This window comes from Paenibacillus macerans (genome assembly GCF_050565405.1).
In the GTDB taxonomy this organism is placed as follows: Bacteria; Bacillota; Bacilli; order Paenibacillales; family Paenibacillaceae; genus Fontibacillus; species Fontibacillus macerans_B.
The window spans coordinates 97,342-114,384 of the sequence record NZ_JBNYYG010000005.1 but is presented as its reverse complement, the minus strand read 5'-3'; the positions used below and the strand labels follow the sequence as shown (position 1 = coordinate 114,384).

Annotated in this window: 9 protein-coding genes; 1 reads left to right on the top strand and 8 read right to left on the bottom strand. The window is 53.7% G+C overall.

All coding sequences use genetic code 11. The features are described from left to right. Positions 1-213: 213 nt before the first annotated feature. Complete coding sequence (locus tag ACQ4N8_RS06190; protein ID WP_430703456.1) at positions 214-1,161, bottom strand: AraC family transcriptional regulator; 948 nt, start codon at positions 1,159-1,161, stop codon at positions 214-216. A 204-nt stretch (positions 1,162-1,365) separates the two neighbouring features. Here ACQ4N8_RS06190 and ACQ4N8_RS06185 point away from each other — a divergent pair, with 204 nt between their 5' ends. Continuing rightward, entirely contained in the window at positions 1,366-2,940 is a 1,575-nt protein-coding gene (locus ACQ4N8_RS06185; protein ID WP_430703455.1) for an FAD-dependent oxidoreductase, read from the top strand. A 62-nt stretch (positions 2,941-3,002) separates the two neighbouring features. On the opposite strand, the gene ACQ4N8_RS06180 is transcribed toward ACQ4N8_RS06185, so the two are convergent. From ACQ4N8_RS06180 to ACQ4N8_RS06150, 7 genes are all read right to left on the bottom strand, one after another. Next, positions 3,003-7,712: an S-layer homology domain-containing protein gene (locus tag ACQ4N8_RS06180; protein WP_430703454.1), complete on the bottom strand. Its 4,710-nt coding sequence runs from the start codon at positions 7,710-7,712 to the stop codon at positions 3,003-3,005. Positions 7,713-7,777: 65 nt separating this feature from the next. Beyond that, positions 7,778-9,307, bottom strand: coding sequence for an extracellular solute-binding protein (locus ACQ4N8_RS06175; protein ID WP_430703453.1), 1,530 nt, complete (start codon positions 9,305-9,307; stop codon positions 7,778-7,780). 102 nt (positions 9,308-9,409) lie between these two features. Next, positions 9,410-10,327, bottom strand: coding sequence for a carbohydrate ABC transporter permease (locus tag ACQ4N8_RS06170; RefSeq protein ID WP_430703452.1), 918 nt, complete (start codon positions 10,325-10,327; stop codon positions 9,410-9,412). Positions 10,328-10,342: 15 nt separating this feature from the next. Then, complete coding sequence (locus tag ACQ4N8_RS06165; RefSeq protein ID WP_430703451.1) at positions 10,343-11,311, bottom strand: ABC transporter permease; 969 nt, start codon at positions 11,309-11,311, stop codon at positions 10,343-10,345. 475 nt (positions 11,312-11,786) lie between these two features. Continuing rightward, positions 11,787-13,394, bottom strand: coding sequence for a response regulator (locus ACQ4N8_RS06160; protein WP_430703450.1), 1,608 nt, complete (start codon positions 13,392-13,394; stop codon positions 11,787-11,789). A gap of 30 nt (positions 13,395-13,424) precedes the next feature. Then, positions 13,425-15,197, bottom strand: a complete 1,773-nt coding sequence (locus ACQ4N8_RS06155) for a sensor histidine kinase (RefSeq protein WP_430703520.1) — start codon at positions 15,195-15,197, stop codon at positions 13,425-13,427. A gap of 45 nt (positions 15,198-15,242) precedes the next feature. Beyond that, positions 15,243-16,808 (bottom strand): extracellular solute-binding protein, encoded by a 1,566-nt coding sequence (locus ACQ4N8_RS06150; protein ID WP_430703449.1) that lies wholly within the window; start codon positions 16,806-16,808, stop codon positions 15,243-15,245. Positions 16,809-17,043: the final 235 nt, after the last annotated feature.

Below are 17,043 nucleotides of genomic sequence, written 5' to 3'. Positions count from 1 at the left end.
TTTTTTAGATGTCTGAAAGTATAAACTTCGGAGCTTTGGCTTCCTGATATCGCAAGAAAAACTACCTCTAAACGCGGTCTGTCTACTTTGTATGTACGTCGATAGACGTTTTTCTTATCGTCGCTTGCGATCAAGTATAGCATGGGAAAGCCTATTTCGATTTCACTATCGTGCCGGATTGTTGGATTATCGTACACAGGAAACGGCCGGGCTTTACGCTTTGGTCTTAAAAGCATTCTCTCGATAATAAGCCGGCGTGGTACCGGTATATTTCTTGAACGTGCGGCAGAAATAGGAAAGCTCGTTAAATCCGACCTTGTAGCAGACCTCGGTGACGCTCGTCCCCGGCTCGGCAAGCAGCCGCATGGCTATGCGGACCCGGTAATTGGATACGTATTGGCTGAAGGTACGGCCCGTGACCTGCTTAAACCGGCGGCAGAAATTCGTCCGGGACATGATCGAACGGGCGCATACCTCAGCCAACCCCAGAGGCTGGTCGTAATGGTCGTGGATATATTGCACCGATTCCAGAATGGGTTCGCGGTATGGATGCCCGGTTGCGCTTGCCGGTTTGGCATGTTCCAAGCGGGCATGCTCCCGATTCAGAAGGGCCAGCAGTTTTAGCAGATTCGCTTTGAGCAGAAGCACGAAGAAGGGCTCTTGTTTCGTATACTCCTCCAGCATTTCGGATAACAGATCCTTTGCGGCCAAGCCGCCGTGCCCGGTTAATGCAATTTTTAGCGGTACCCACTCTTCGGGGGCGAGGAAACGCTCGAGATAGGCGAAATCAAACAAGCCTTCCTCAGCCGTCGTTTCTTCAAGCCGTTCATTAATGAAGGCGGGCATGAATTCGCAGCCCAGAACTTCCAGCTCCTTGCCCGGCACGATGTCAACCCGGTGTATGCCGTAAGGAGGGATCACGAATATATTTCCTTGAACCATCCGATATCGTTGCCCGTACAGGGAATGGACGAATTCCCCTTTGCTGACGTACCAGATTTGCAGATAGTCATGCATATGATCCGACAGGCTCCCGATTTCTTCGGTGATCCGGTACATTTTGCAGGGAAGTCCCCTCCTCATTTCCAGTTCCGAAGAGAAATATACGATTCCTTGGCGGTTGTATTCCGCAATATTCGGCTTCGCCCAATAACTGGCCATTCTCCCTACCTCCCGGTGAACGTATCTATGACTTTAGCATAACCGATATAGATCGCAAACGATGTCGGCAGAGGGATAAAACGCATCATTTTACCAAAAAAGGTCACCTGCCTCCCGTACATTTCCCTTCCTATACCCTCTACAATGAATGCAGTCATTCCGATCAGGAACTTACTCGAAATAAAACTAAAGGAGATGGATGAATTGAGGCGTGAAATGCAGGCCGATCTCGTCATCCTCGGGGGCGGTACGGGCGGAACCGCCGCCGCGCTCGCGGCTGCGGCATCGGGCATAACCGTCATCATGACGGAAGAAACCGCCTGGATCGGCGGACAGCTGACCAGTCAAGCGGTACCGCCGGACGAACACCCCTGGATCGAGTATTTTGGCTGTACGGGCAGCTACCGGAAATTCCGCGAAGGCGTCCGGAGATATTATCGGAAGCACTTTCCGATGACATCCCAAGCAAGGGACATCCCCCATCTCAATCCCGGCAGCGGCATCGTCAGCCGGCTATGCCATGAACCCCGGGCCGCCTTAGCCGTATTGCATCAGATGCTCGCCCCGTATATCCACAGCGGAAGGTTGATCATTTTGCACAAATTCCGGGCCGAGCGAGCAGAAATGAACGGGGACTCCGTGACTAGCGTAACGGTAAGGCATCTCGAAAGCCGGGATCAAATCGTGCTCCGGGCTCCGTTCTTTATCGACGCCACCGAGCTCGGCGATCTGCTGCCGCTGGCGGGCATCGAGTATGTCACCGGCGCGGAATCCAAGTCCCAAACCGGCGAGCCCCACGCCGTGGATGGCGATGCGCTGCCGCAGGATATGCAAGGCTTTACGTTATGCTTTGCCGCAGACTATCTGGAGAATGAAGAGCATCTCATCGATAAACCCGAAATGTATGATTTTTGGCGGCAGTATCAACCCGATTTCTGGCCGGATAGACTACTGAGCTTATCCGCTCTGCGGCCCTCCACGAATGAGCCGGTCGACTACGAAATATTTCCGGGGTACGATAAATTTCCGCTTTTTCAATACCGCCAAATCATGGATCCCAAGCACTTTGAGAACAGCTTGGCCCTTCGTCCCCTTTCTCTGGTCAACTGGCCGCAAAATGATTACTGGCTGGGCTCCATCATCGATGTACCGGAGGAAGAAGCCGCCAGGCATATTCATCGGGCCAAACAACTGAGCCTGTCCTTGTTGTATTGGCTGCAAACCGAAGCTCCGCGTCCGGACGGCGGACAGGGGTACCCGGGGCTGCGTCTTCGTCCCGACGTCGTCGGAACCGGGGACGGTCTGGCGATGTCCCCCTATATCCGGGAGTCCCGAAGAATCCGGGCCGAATTCACGGTGTTGGAACAGCATGTCGCTACAGCGTCCCGCCCTGACGGCACCGCTGAAGCATTCCACGATTCCGTGGGCATCGGTTGTTACCGGATCGACCTGCATCCGAGCACGGGCAACCGACCCTATATCGATATTTCGTCCCTGCCCTTTCAAATTCCGCTCGGCAGCCTGATCCCGCAGCGGGTGCAAAATGTGCTGGCCGCCGGCAAAAACATCGGGGTGACCCATATCACCAACGGCTGCTACCGGCTTCATCCCGTGGAATGGAACATCGGCGAGGCCGCCGGGCATTGCGTCAGCTATTGTCTCGACCACCGCATGCTGCCTACGGATGTCCGTAATGATGAAGAGGCCCTTTCCGGTTTTCAGCAGCGGCTCGTCAATCAGGGGCTTGAGCTGCAATGGCCGAAGCTGCGTCCGGTGTAATCCGCAAAAAAATGATAATGCCAGCCTAAGGACGGCATCACCGTCCAAAGGCTGGCATTTTGCTAATTGATATATCCCGCCATCCGCAGCATTCTTGCGATGACGACCGCTCCTTCGGCGCGCGTGGCTGGCGCGTCTGGAGCGAACGCGTCAGCCGAGCGGCCTTGCATGAGCCCCGATTGCAGCACATCGGCCACGGCGGCTTCAGACCATGCCGCGATTTGGCCGCGGTCCATGAAACCCGCAAGCGCGGTGCTCGGGTTCCCTGTTCCGGCGTCGCCCCCGGCAAGCTTCAAAGCTCGCACGAGCAGGACGCTCATCTGTTCGCGAGTGATTTGATCGTTCGGGCGGAAGCCTCCATCGCCATATCCCTCGATCAGCCCATGCTCCACCGCTGCCGCTACGGCAGCCGCATACCATTCGCCCGGCCGGATATCCCCGAACCCCGTTTCGGCTCCTTGCTGCTTCAAGCCGAGCGCACGGACGAGCATGGCCGTAAATTGCGCTCTTGTAACCGGGTCATTCGGACCAAATCGGGTATCGCCGACTCCCTCAATGACCGTTTTGGAGGCCAGCAGCGAAACGTCTTGGCCCGCCCAATGGCCGTTCATATCCGTAAAGTTCTTCTTATGGGAGATTACGGAATAGACACCGCTCTCTTGAACCCTGAATACGGCCAGGGATTTGCCGTTGGAACGCTCGATCAGCGCAGGCACGAAAGCGGCCCGATCCGAAAGCCGAGCCGTTCGCAGAACCGTTGTCGTCGCCGCGTCGACGACGCCCGTCAGCGACCGGGTAAAGATCGCCTCCCTTCCTTCAAACGCCGGTAAGGAGGAAGCGCCTCCGCCAGGCTCCCAATCAAAGGCGATATCCAGCGAGACTCCAAGCTTGGAAGCCTGACCCGGCAGCAAGCTGCCGGCCCGGTCTTCCCGGTCCTTCGAAGCGATGCCGATGCGAATCTGCAGGCTTTGGGCCGATCCCCGCTGTTCCAAAGGTTCGATCAGCGTCGGCAAAGGCAATTCCAATCGCCCTAACGCAGTTTCTACCACAATGTCGCCTCCGGGCAAGTCTTTCACGGCAGCCAGCAACCCCTGGACGGGGAGACGAAGCACGGCAATATCGGCCTTCTCGCTTAAGCCGTATTTCAACTTCTGCGAGGCTGCCGGCAGCTTGCGAAGGCTTTCCACCTCCTCCAGCATCCGCGCTTCATGGGCCGTTGCGGTAAAAAGGGTCTGCCCGTTCACGTCCGTTTCCTTCTTCATGCTTAACCGCTCCGGCTTCACCGGCGGCAGCGTCGATCCCTGGCCCCCGTCGGGCGAACCCGAATGGGCGGGCTGCGAGCCGCCGTCGCCGGTCGAAGTCCGAATGATCTGCACCGTTTTGCTATTCGTCTTGAGGTCATCCACGTAAACATCGACCGTGATGGTATTGACGCCCGTAGCTAACGGGATAAGGGCAGTAAAGGTTCCTGATGGAGATACTGCCGCAGGTTCGCCGTTTACCTTCACGGCAGCCGTGCCCGGTCCGAGCACTTCCACCAAACCTTCCAACGGGAACCGGCTCTCCCGGGTCTCCCGCGCTTCGTCATCCATGAGGCCGCTTAACACCGCTGCCCGAACCTGATTCCCCGCATCGTAAGCATTCGCCACGAGTTGGCGGTTGGTTCTCGTGCCCGAAGGATCCATCGCCGATATCACGAAACCGCCGGACGGAATGACGCTATTGTTCTCTTCCGTGGCCCCCCAGCTCCAGTTGATGGCTTGTTTCCGGTTCACGACGCGGGTCACTTCCCCCGTGTTATCCACAACCACCTCGACGCCGAAACGATTCGTGCCGGTGGAATAACCGAAGGCCTCCGTCATGACGTTAATGTTGCCCTCCACCCGGTTCACGTTGTAATAATGGCCTTCCAGGAACGATTCCGGGCTTCCCGGCAAACTCATGCCGAGCTGATAGTCTTTCACCCATTCGCGGTCCTGCAGCGCCGCCTTGGCGATCGCCCAGTTGATTTGGGAGGCGTCGAACAGCATCAACCCGTTCGTCGATTTCAAGCCCGCCTGGAATACCTCGCGCTGCATCGCCGGCGCCTGGACATTGTTCAGCGCGATTCCCGCATACAACGGTATTTCCCCGTTGGTGACGATGTTGCCGAGCGTAATGTACTTCTGGATCTCCTGGCTAGTCGTTTGATAGGCGCCGATCATCAGAAAATCCAAATACTCGATATAGCCGGTATCGTAATATTCCGGCGTATACACGGATTCGTCCGGCATGTTCAGCGCAGGATGGAACCGGAAGTTCTTGCTTCCCCAGTTCACCCCGTTCAAATAATACGTTTCATACCAGGATCCGACATAGGAGGATACTTCGATCTTTCTTCCGGACCGAGCCTCATAAGAATCCACCAGTGACTTCACTTCGGCGAAGAAGCTCTGGATGGTGCCCGAACGGAACTCCCACCAATCCTGAATCAGCGGGCCGTCCACCCTCACGTTGTTTTCATAATAAAAAACGTCGTTCGGCCATTGGACCAGCCGCTTGCCCCGGCTTTGCAAAAACTGCTCGAACTTGACTCTCGTCTCCTCGCTGAAGTCGGCTCCTTCGTTGTCGTATCGTCCGCGGTCGTGCACGACGCCGTCCACCTCATAATTTTTGATGATCTCTTCAAAGGTTTTGAGCTGGTAATCGCGAACCTCCTCGTTAGCCGGGTTGACGAAAGCGACCAAGCCCTGCTTCGCGCTTTCGCGCAGGCGCTTGATCTCGCCGTTGTTCTCCGCGAAATATACGCGCTCCTCCCAGTCCGGATGATCGTTAAGCACGGCAAACTCGTTATGGGCGATCGATCCTTCGGCAAACACGTTTACGGCCGCGTGAACCTTCAAGCCCAGGGCATGGCCGTGGTCAATAAACAACTGCAGCAAATCGAGGTCCGGACTGGCTCCCGCCTTCTCGGGAGCTTGAATTTCGCTGACATACGGCCTGCCGGTTAAGTCGTTCTTCTTATACGACACGTAACCCTCGACGCCCTTCACATCAAACGCCACGGAAGTAACGCCGCTATCCTTGGCCTTTTGCAGGAAGGCCAGAACTTGCTCGCCGGTCTTGAATTTTTTCGCATTGGACGCCTGGTCCACCCAAAGAATGACTTCTTTCTCCGGGGAAAAACCTTCTCGGGCAAACACCGCCAGCTGACGACCATCCTGTTCGATCCCGTTTTTCACGACTTTGACTTCGATATAATTCGTCCCCTGGTTCAGCGCGTAGGCATAACTGAATGAACCGTCGGGATTAAAGGGAACTTCGTTCCCGTTCATCAACAGCTGGATGGCGGACGTATCGTCCATGTTTTCGATCTTTCCCGCGATGACCGTGCTGCCCTCGGTCACCGTATACATCTGTTGGTTATCCAGCAGAAGCCGGGCAATCAGGCCGTTACCGCTCATCAGATCCCGAACCGAGACGACCTCCCCGTTCTTCCGCAGCTTGATCATGTCTCCCGGCTTGAAGTTTACGGCCAGAAAGCGCTTGATGTCATTGCCGGCGTAACTGTTATCCTGGGCCATCAGCACATAACCGTCTTCCGGTATTTCAAGGTTGGTCGGTCCGGTCCATACGGGGGGCTTGCCGTCGATGGATGGATTGATCACCTGCAGCACCCGATTGCTGGCGTCAACCTGCACGGCGACGTTCGTCTGGGGAATCACCAGGGATAAACCATAATCTCTCGTAAATATCGCGACGATGTTGGGCACGCCCGTCACGTCCTTATCCACGTAGTCTATCTTTTTGCGCGGCCCTTCAATATCGATCGAGATATCTTTGGGTGCCGCCTCCACTTCGATGTAATCCTGGTTTGCATTGGCTTCATACGTAATATGGATCGTCTGCGCCTGCAGCTCTTCCCCGGCTTGAAGCAGCTTCACCGTGATCGCGTTCGCTCCGGGATTCAAATAGACGTTCATGCGAAAAACCCCTTCTGCCGAAAGTTCGACCGCTTCTTCATTGACCAAGACGCTCAGGTTCAATTCCTCGGAATAATTGGCGACGAAACCGGCAACCTCGACGAGCGGAATGTCGACGACGGTCTCATTTTCCGTAATCAGGTACAACTCCGGCAGAACTGGCTCCGGATCGGGCTCGGGTTCCGGATCGGGTTGTTCAGGGGCCGGGGGAACAGGTCCGGGTTCAGGTTCAGGCTCCGGATCGGGCTGTTCCGGGAGAAAATCCGCCGCCGCGACCTCCACGCTGGCCCGCATCAGCTTCACCCGGTCTCCCGGCTTATATTGGCGGAAGAGGTTTTGCTGATAGGGCGATTCCTCCCACGTACCGTGGCCGCCGGCCAGAACCACGTAACCTCCTTCCGGAATCGCCAGCAGCATGCCCGAATCCCAGGCGGTCGGCGGATCGTCTTTCGGTCCCACCACGCTTTGCACGCTCCCGCCCGCATCTACCGCGACGGCGACCTGACGTTCCGGGACCCAAACCTCATGGTCATAGACGGAGTTTGTAACGGTAGCGCCGCTGGTGTATAAAGCCAGAAAATGATCTTTCGCTTCCAGCGGCGCACCGGTCACATTGATGTCCGTGAACCCGAGGGACGTCCCGCCGTCCGCCGAAATGAACTCGACCGGCGTTATGTCAGGCATTCCCCCGCCCTCTTCCGGCGCCAGCCCGGCATCGGCCGATACGGACGTGGCAACAGGCACGATCAGCGCCATCAGCAAGGAGATGCTGAGCAGCAAGGATAACCGCCTCAGAAACACCCCATTCATCAAGATCCCCCCTCTTTTGAAAAAGCAGCTGCCAGGGCAACTGCTTTTTCCATCGAATTCATGATTCATTTGGCGGATCGAAACCATTCGTTCGCCGCGGCGACCATGTCGGCCCCGCCCTCCGCTCTCCATTGCGCCAAGAACTGGTCATACTCTTCAATCGGCTTTGCTCCGGAAATGAACTGCAGGACGTTATCATCGAGCAGCGTCGTTAATTTCAGCAGGTTTTTGGAAACGGCTTCGATCGGCGGCGCCGTCGACATCGGGTCCACGACGATGAGGCCTTCGGCGTTCTTCTGAAAGGCTTCGAAATGAGCCTGAAGCACGGGATCCTTGCGAACGCGAGCCTGCCAATAAATCGGATATTTCTCTTCATCCACGCCTGTCAGGAAATTGCTGGCATTGTTCAATTCATCGTTGAAAATCGGCAGAATGGGGTAATACTTGTCGTCCTTCACTTCATAGTGAACGCCTTCCTTGCCAAGAGCGATTCCTTTAAAAGTCTCCGGCTCCAGCTTTGCATTCAGGAATTCCATGGCTGCTACTTTATTTTTGGAGGATTTTAGAATGCCGACGTACCAGGTCGTGTTCGCTTTGGCTCCGACGGCCGCTTTGCCGTCCGGACCTTTTAAATAAGGAATGATCGTCGTTTTGGCTTCCGGGAAGTTTTTCTCCAATGCGGCGATCGTCGTACCTGCGTTCCACCAAGCCAGCTTATACATGGCCACGCTGCCGCCGGAGAATTTCTCGATCGATTTCTGGGCGGTATTGATCGGCGTTTCGGTATCCAGCAGTCCTTCCTTGTACAATTTGTTCATGTAGGCGATGTATTCTTTCATTTCGGGCTGCTCGGCCCGGTGCATGAGCTGACCGTCCACTTCCTTCCAATCCGTGTAAACGCCAAACGTCGCGGCGATATCTCCGTAAATGGAGTCCTTGCTCATGGTCAGCGGAATCACGTTTTTCTTCTCTTTGATCGTTTTGAGCACCGTGTAGAGCTCATCCCTGTTCGTCGGTATCGACAGGCCCAGCTCATCCAGCCAATCCTTTCTGACCACGAGCTCTTCACCGATGCTGACGCCCGCTCCGGTCTCGGGGATTCCGTAAATTTTCCCGTCGATGGTTGCACTGGCGAAGGACTCGGGTTTGATCGACTGTTGAATGTAATTCCCATGGGACTCCAACAGCTCATCCATCGGCTCGAGCGCTCCCGCCGAGGCCAGGTTGTAAAATTGGGCCGCATTCAGCTTTACGATGTCGTAATTTTCCTTGCTGGATACCATCAGGTTCAGCTTCTCATCCGCATTCTCCGCAGGCAGCAGCTCATACTCCACATGAAATCCGGTTCTTTCCTGGATGTATTTGGCCACGTATTCGGTTTTCGGATCAAACAATCCATATTGCATGATCATGCGCAGATCCGGTTTGCCCGCGGTTCCCTCTCCCTTCGTCTCTTCTGAAGGCGTCGTGGATATACCGTCCGAAGGCTGCGCCGCCGGCGTATCCGCCATGTTTCCTCCGCCGCCGCAACCGGATAAAGCCAAGGCAAATCCAAGAATGGCGGCCAATACCGCAGATTTTGGAAGCTTAATCATGAATAACCTCCTTAAGATCGCGTTTTCTCTATTCGTCACTCAAGCCATGTAGCGCGTGCATCACCACCTTTAAGTGCAACCACTTTAAGAAGCGTTTTCGCATCATCCTTTGATCGAACCGACCAGCACGCCTTTCACGAAATACTTCTGCAGGAAAGGATAAACCAGCAAGATCGGAAGGGTCGCCAGCAAAATCGAGGAGGCTTGAATGGATTGCGGCGTCGTGTTAATGGCGGCATCGACGTTGTCCTTTAGAAAATCTCCGCTGGAAGAGACCAGCAATTCCTTCAAATAGAGCTGCATCGGTTTAATGGCCGGATCGCTAATGTAAATCATCGCCGAGAAATAATCGTTCCAAAACGCTACCGCAAAAAACAATCCAATAGTGGCCATAACCGGCAAGGATAAGGGAAGCATGACCGAAAACAATACCCGGATGTTGCCCGCGCCGTCCAATTTGGCCGATTCCTCCAACTCCTCGGGCAGGCCTTCAAAGTAGTTTTTGATGATCAGCATGTTATAGACGTTGACCATCGCCGGCAGGAAGAGCACGGGGAAGGAATTCACCAGGTTCAGGTTCTGCATCAGCAGGTAGGTCGGGATTAAGCCGCCGCTGAACAGCATGGTGAATACAAAGACCAGCAGGAGTCCCTTTCTCCCGCGAAGCCGGTGTTTGGATAACGGGTAGGCTGTCAATGTGGTCAGGAACAAGCTGCAGACCGTCCCGATCACGGTCAGTCCGATCGATACCTTAAGGGAGTTGAGAAACATGGAGTCCTGGAGCACATATTGAAACGTCTCAAATTGGATGCCGACCGGCAGCAACCCCACCTTGCCGGAGATCACGGCGCTTTCGCTGCTTAAGGATTTGGCGAGCAAATTGACGAAAGGCAGCAGCGTCGTTAACCCCAGAAGCAGGAAGAAGATATAATTGACTACCGAAAAGCACTTCTCCGAAAAAGAGGTTTTCATCACGCCGCGAGCGGTATTTAAACCTTCCAAGGCTTGCTTATGATTCATCGTTCCACCCCTTCTTTACCAAATCCCGCGCTGCAAATATTTGCGGCTCATGGCATTGCCGACGATCACTAACGTGAAAGAGATCACCGCTTCGAACAGTCCGACCGCCGTCGAGAAACTATAGTCTTGACTGCCAAGGCCCATCCGGTACACATATGTACCAATGACATCCGATACTTGGTAGACGACCGGATTGTACATCACCAGAATTTGCTCGGTCCCGGCCTCAAGCACGTTTCCAAGCCGCAAAATAAACATGAGGACGATAATCGGCGCGATTCCCGGCAGCGTAATATGCCACAGCTGCTTCCACCTGCCGGCCCCGTCCATTTTCGCCGCTTCATACAGCATCGGATCGATCATCGTGAATGCCGCCAGATATACGATCGTGCTCCAGCCGGTCTCCTTCCAGCCTGCGGAGGTGATCAGTACGCTACGAAACACGCCGTTATCCAGAAAGAAGGCGATAGGTTCCATGCCCATAGCCGTTAATGCCTTGTTAACGATCCCGCCGTTCGTCGACAGAAGATCCATGAACAACCCGCCCACGATGACCCAAGACAGGAAATGCGGAAGATAGATGACGGTTTGCACAGTCCGCTTAAAGATCATATTCCGCATCTCATTGAGCAACAAAGCGATCAGAATGGGGAGCGGAAACAAGATCACGATCTTCAAAAAGCTGATAATCACCGTATTCCTGAATACTTGCGCAAAATCCGGCGACGTAAACAGCTTCTCGAAATGCTTCCATCCGACCCATGGGCTGTCCGCAAATCCGGTGAATATGTTGAAATCTTTAAAGGCAATGCTGATCCCGTACATCGGCGTATATTTGAATAGCAAAATAACCAGAATGCCCGGCACGAGCAGCAGATAAAGATCCCATTCCTTCCTGATGTCCAACCCCAAGCGGCTCCAGAAGCCTCGTTTCCGCTTGATGGCTTCGCGCGGTGCCGGCGTGGGTTCTATCATGGGATTCATCGGCTCGCCCCCTTCCTATTCATTCGTCTCCTTGTTATTTCAAATTGTAATGACGGATGGAGTAGCTGAGTAGGCGAGGGTAATTACTACTTCTGGTAATATGATGTTTAATTGCGGTAAGCCGATCTCGATCGTAAAGCCTGCGAATTCTGCAGTTATTTCACTCCAAACCTTTCATCCAAACCGGATAGCTGCACATTTGCAATAATTTGAGCAAGGTAAGAGGTCCCGGAAAATCCCTGTACGATCCGTGCAACCCCTTAGAGAGTTTGTGCATTGGTGTCCCTCTTGCCGCCTTTGCACGATTATCCCTTTTGTTCAGGGAGGCCATGGGCCCGGAGTGAGCGAGCTTTTGTCCATTTCTCGGCTATCTGATTCAAGGGGATAATCGTGCAAAGCGTCCGCGAAGCGTCTGTTAATCTTGGACAATTACAGACCTCATTTCATTTAGAGTTACATTTTTGTACTTTCTGGTTTAACCCTTAAACTCCCCAGGGTTGGCCCCCCAATATTTGCGGAATACCTTGGTAAAATAGCTGACATCCCGGTAACCGACCAGGCGGGCGGCATCGTACACCTTATGTCCTTCCAGCAGCAAGGACTTGGCCCGGTCCATCTTGCGTTCCAGCACATAATCGGAAAAAGCCACACCCATCTCTTGCTTGAACAGCCGGCTCAAATAAGAGGAATTGATGTATAAACGATCCGCCGCCGTATGCAGGGTCATTTCCTGATCCATCTCCTCATTCAGCAAATTCAGCATATCCCGCACCACCTGATGGCTGGTCGTCTTTCGCTGCTCCTTCATAAAGGCTACGATTTGCTTCACGGTCCTCTCCATCAACGACCAGGTTTGCGTTTTCGTGCCGAGCAGATTCACATTTTGGAAGAACCGCGTATCCTCGCCGAGAACCTGCTTGAGCGTCCATCCCCGTTTTTGGATCATCCGGGTAAAAAAGCCGTTCATAAACAGGACGGCCTCATGAAATTCATCCGAGGATTCGGTCTTCGTCAACGTCTCTTCCCAAAATCCCTTCAGCGCCTCTATCGCTTCGACCTCATCCGCGGTATCGAGGGCGATCTCGAGCGCCTTTTCCATGTTTTGCTTTACGGCGATACATCGAACATCCTGCGGCAACTCCCGATAGGAGATAACGATGTTGTGCCCATACACGATGCGCTCCTGAAGTGCCCGGCTAGCTTGCCGGTATAACACGTCCAGATCTTCCGGCAATCCAACCGAAGCGCAAATGCCTGCGCTGGCCGTGGTCTTTAACACTTCTTTGGTCCGGGAGAGGAGCTTGGACAGGTCTGCATTCACCCCCAGCAAGGCAGCCTTCGGCTCCTGGTCCGCACTCACGACGAATATCAGCAACAGCTTGCCGTCGGAATCGAAGGCGATCCGGCAGGAGGAAGCCGGCAACAGCTCTTTCGCCAAACACTGCATCGTAAATTTCTGCATCTCGAGCTTCTCCCGCTCGACGCGGAGCTCCTGCTCGGATAAAGGATCCAGATCCACGACCGCAACCGCAAAACGGTCTTCCGCGTGCAGTGGAATTTGCAATTCTTTGCTTTTGCCCAGTATTTCCTGACTCGTATACTTCCCGCTTACCCATTGGAGAAAGAATAGGTTCTGCAGATGCGGCAGGTTATTCTGCCATTGCTTCTCCAAGGCGGCATGACGCCGCCACTGCTCTAAATCGCTCTGGAGCTGTTGTTTGGCATCGAGCACCGCCTCCAAAATTTCTTCCTCTCCTCCGGGCTTCAACAGATATCGGGAAACCCCGTGCTTCAGCGCTCGCTGAGCAAACTCGAAATTATCATGCCCGCTCAAAATGATGATCTTCATCGATCGGCTTAATTCCAGCCGAGCCTTGAGTTCCTGCAGCAGCGTAAGACCGTCCATGCCGGGCATCTGGATATCCACCAGCATGATATCCGGCTTCTTCAGGTCAATGAACCTCAACGCTTCAAGGCCGTTCGACGCCGTCCCCACCATTTCAATCCCGTGTTGATCCCAGGGAATATTAAAACCGAGCGCATGGCGCAGCCTGGGCTCGTCCTCCACAATCAACAGATTCATCACGATCCCCCTTCCACCCTAATGGGAGTTTTACGATTGGACGCCGGCTTCCTTGCAACGCTCCAAAGGAATGGATAACGTCACGGCCGTTCCTTCCTCCGGCGCACTTTGAACGGTCAACTGGGCCTCCCGGCCGTAATAGAGCCTCATCCTGCTGAGCACATTGCGCAAGCCGAACAGGTCCTTCGCCTGTTCTTCATCCGGGGAGTAACCGGACACTTTGCGGAGGTCCGTCGTTTCCAGTTCTTGCTGGACATAGCGCAGCCGCTTTGGCTCGATTCCCGGCCCGTTGTCTTCCACGCGGATCGTCACCGTTTGCCCTTGATCGATCCAACTGGAGATGATCAGCAAGCCGCCCGAAGACTTTCCTTCCATGCCGTGTATGATGGCATTTTCCACCAAGGGCTGAAGAAGCAGCTTCAGAAGCGGAATGCGCTTGCTCTCCTCCGCGACCCGATATTCCACGCGAAAATTATCCAAAAAGCGAAGCTGCTGAATGCGTAAATAGTAATTCAAATGAACGATGCTCTCCTCAATCGTAAATGCCTGGCGGCCCTTGTTCAGGCTCAAACGGAAAAAGCTCGAAAGATTCATCACCATCTCGCTGATTTCTTCCGCATCATAATTTTTGGCCATCCAGTAGATCGAATCGAGCGTGTTGTAGAGAAAATGCGGGTTAATCTGGGATTGCAGAAACCGGAGCTCGGTCGTCTTTAAGCGCAACTGCTGTTCGTAATGGTCCTCGATCAAATGCTTTTGCACCATAGCCATCCTGTTGAACGACTGAATCAGGAATCCGAATTCGTCTTGCCGGTTGGTATTCACGTGGATGTTGAGTTCTCCGCCGCTCAACCGTTTCATCCCCTTGGACAATTTCAGCACGGGGGATGCGATTCCGCTGTATACGACCCAGGAAATAATGAAGGCGAGCAGTATGCTGAGTCCGATAATGCTAAATGTAAAAAGCTGCAGTTGATCGGTCTCCTTGTACAGTTCATTTTTCGGTTGAATCAGCGTCAGTTGCCAATTCGAATAACCGGAATTGATCGTAACGCTCATGTCCTGACGCGAGATCGGTTGATCCGGGGTTCTGCCGGCTTCCAGCAGCACCTCCCCCCGCTCGTTCGATAAGGCCACCCGGCTATTTTCGGAAGGCAACAAGGTCTTGATGATGTTCATTAATTTGTTCTTGCTGAAGGAGACGACCAGCAAATTGGCTTCCCGGTCGCTATTGTATAAATCCATCGACCGCAGAAGCGAGAGGCTATCGGCATTCGTCAATCGTCCGAAAGTCACCCCATCGGTGACCAAGTAATCCGACTTCACGTAGGAAATCCCCGTCCCGTTATTGCGCGCCGTTTCGACGAACCACTCTTTTTGCGAATCTCCCGTTAATCGCTTGCCGCCGTAATACGTGGAGAGAAACAGGTTGGACGCCTGATGGTATACCGAGATTTGAGAGATATATCGATTGACCGAAACCGAGTTCGATAACTGCTCCAAAATATAAGAAAAGGCCAGAATCGACTGCGGGGAGAAATCGCTGCCGTTCTTGTTGAGCAGTTCATTCATTTCCGGATCGCCGGCGATCAGCGTTGATATCTCCTCTACATTTTGAAAAACAAGATCAAAATGGTTCATGGCCGACGATAGGGCGGTTTCGGTGCGTTCCACCGCCTGCTCGTACAGAATTTCCCGCGATTTCTCCACCGCAAACAGACTGATCAGAACCAGCGGGAGCAAGATCAGCAAGAAATAACCGGTCAGCCGGAATTGAATGTGATGCGAAAACCGGTCGATCATCCATCGAATCACCGTATCCCTCCTCCCATCCCCGCAAGCCGCCCATCATCTATGCTTGGCATACCATTGGTTAACCTCCTTGGTCATTTCATCTCCTCCCTCCTGTTTCCACAAGGCTGCGTATTGATCGAATGCACCCAGCGGTTCGACGCCCATAATGATTTTGACGAATACGTCGTCTAAAGCGTCCAGCTTCTTGCTGTATTTCCCCATCGCCGGCGTAGGAACTCCATAAAACGCATTGGGGAGGATATTCCGGTTAATCGTTTCTAGATTGTTGTAGAGATTGAAATTCCCAAGGGAGTCGAGCCGCTCCTTAAACAACTTTTCATCGGGGACATCCACCAAGGATTGATAAATGCCTCGGTATAAACTCTCGTCGTGCAAGGCAAAATCCGTCACGATCGCGCCGTCTTCGCGCCACCAAATTTCATGTTCAAAGCCCAGCTTCAGCGTCTTATAATCGCTGGCAATAAAATCCAACAGCTTGATTACTTCGGCGGCGTTCGCGGAAGCGGCGGGAACGACATTGTAGCCACGGATGATGTCCATCCCGTATACGCCTTTAGCGCCTTCGGGGCCGGTCGGATATTCCAAGGGGATCCACCTGGCTTTCGGATCCCGATTCATATTGGCCGCAATCGGTCCGCGCGTGTCATACCAGGCAGCCGAGAAGAGGCCGACCTTTCCCTGTTCGATCTTCTCGAACAAATTCGTTTGCAGGTTCAAGGGGAATTCCCGTTCCAGCAGCCCCTCCTGATATATTCGGGCCAGAAATCCGAGAGCTTCCTTGGTCTCCGGCAAGATGTTCCCGTTCACCAAACGCCCGTCCCGTTCAAACCAGGTGTTCAGCTGCGTGCCGTAGGCGCCGAAGAACGGTGACGACCGGCCGAGATTCGTCGTGAAAGTTAAACCCACCGTGTCCTGTTTGCCATTGCCGTCCGGGTCGTCCCGAGTGAACGCCCGAATGACCTCGTAGTATTCGTCCAGGGTTTCCGGAGGATCCAATCCCAATCGATCGAGCCAATCCTTTCTCGCGTACATCAGCTCTACGCCGGTTACTTCATTCAAGCTTGGCACGGCATAGATTTTGCCGCCGTATTTGACTCTTTCCCACACTTGGGCGGGAATCTTCTCCTTCAGATGGGGACCATACCGATCGATCAGTTCGTCCAGGGGCATGAGCGCCCCCTGTTTGACGTAATTATCGAACCAAACGGGTTCATAGGCGTGCAGCATATCGGGGAGATTGCCGGAGGACATAATGACGTCAAGCTTCTCATTATAAACCTCGGGAGGGGGCGTGTTTACCTGAATATCAAGCCCGGTCTTTGCTTCAATATAGTTCAAGTAGCGGTTGTCGTTCTCGTCCATCCCTTCCGGGAAGGTCATGCCGAGATTGGAGATCACAATGCTGATTGAAGGGGGAGCCTGGTTAGCTCCAGACGGAGTCTCTTCCCCGGCTTGACCGAAATCGAGGCAACCGGTAACGCTGACCAACAGGAAAACCGATAAGGGGAGCCAAATAACGGTACGTTTCTGCTGAAGCTTCAATTCCTTCCTCGCTACCCGCGGAATACGTTGACGACTACCTTCCTTATTCATCGGCATGTCCTACCACTCCCTCCATCCAGGTCACGATTGCTGCCATGTTCAGAATATAGGCGGTATCGGTTTTGAGGCGTAATAAAATAGGACCTCCCCGCGCCGGGGAACTCCTAAGTTTCATAGCTCCAACTACTAGCAACTGATATCATATAGTTCAGATTTTATGTTCAATCCTCGGGAATCAGAACGGGACTCCAGTAGGAGTATCTATGTTTTTGCCAAGCGGCAAACTATCCCC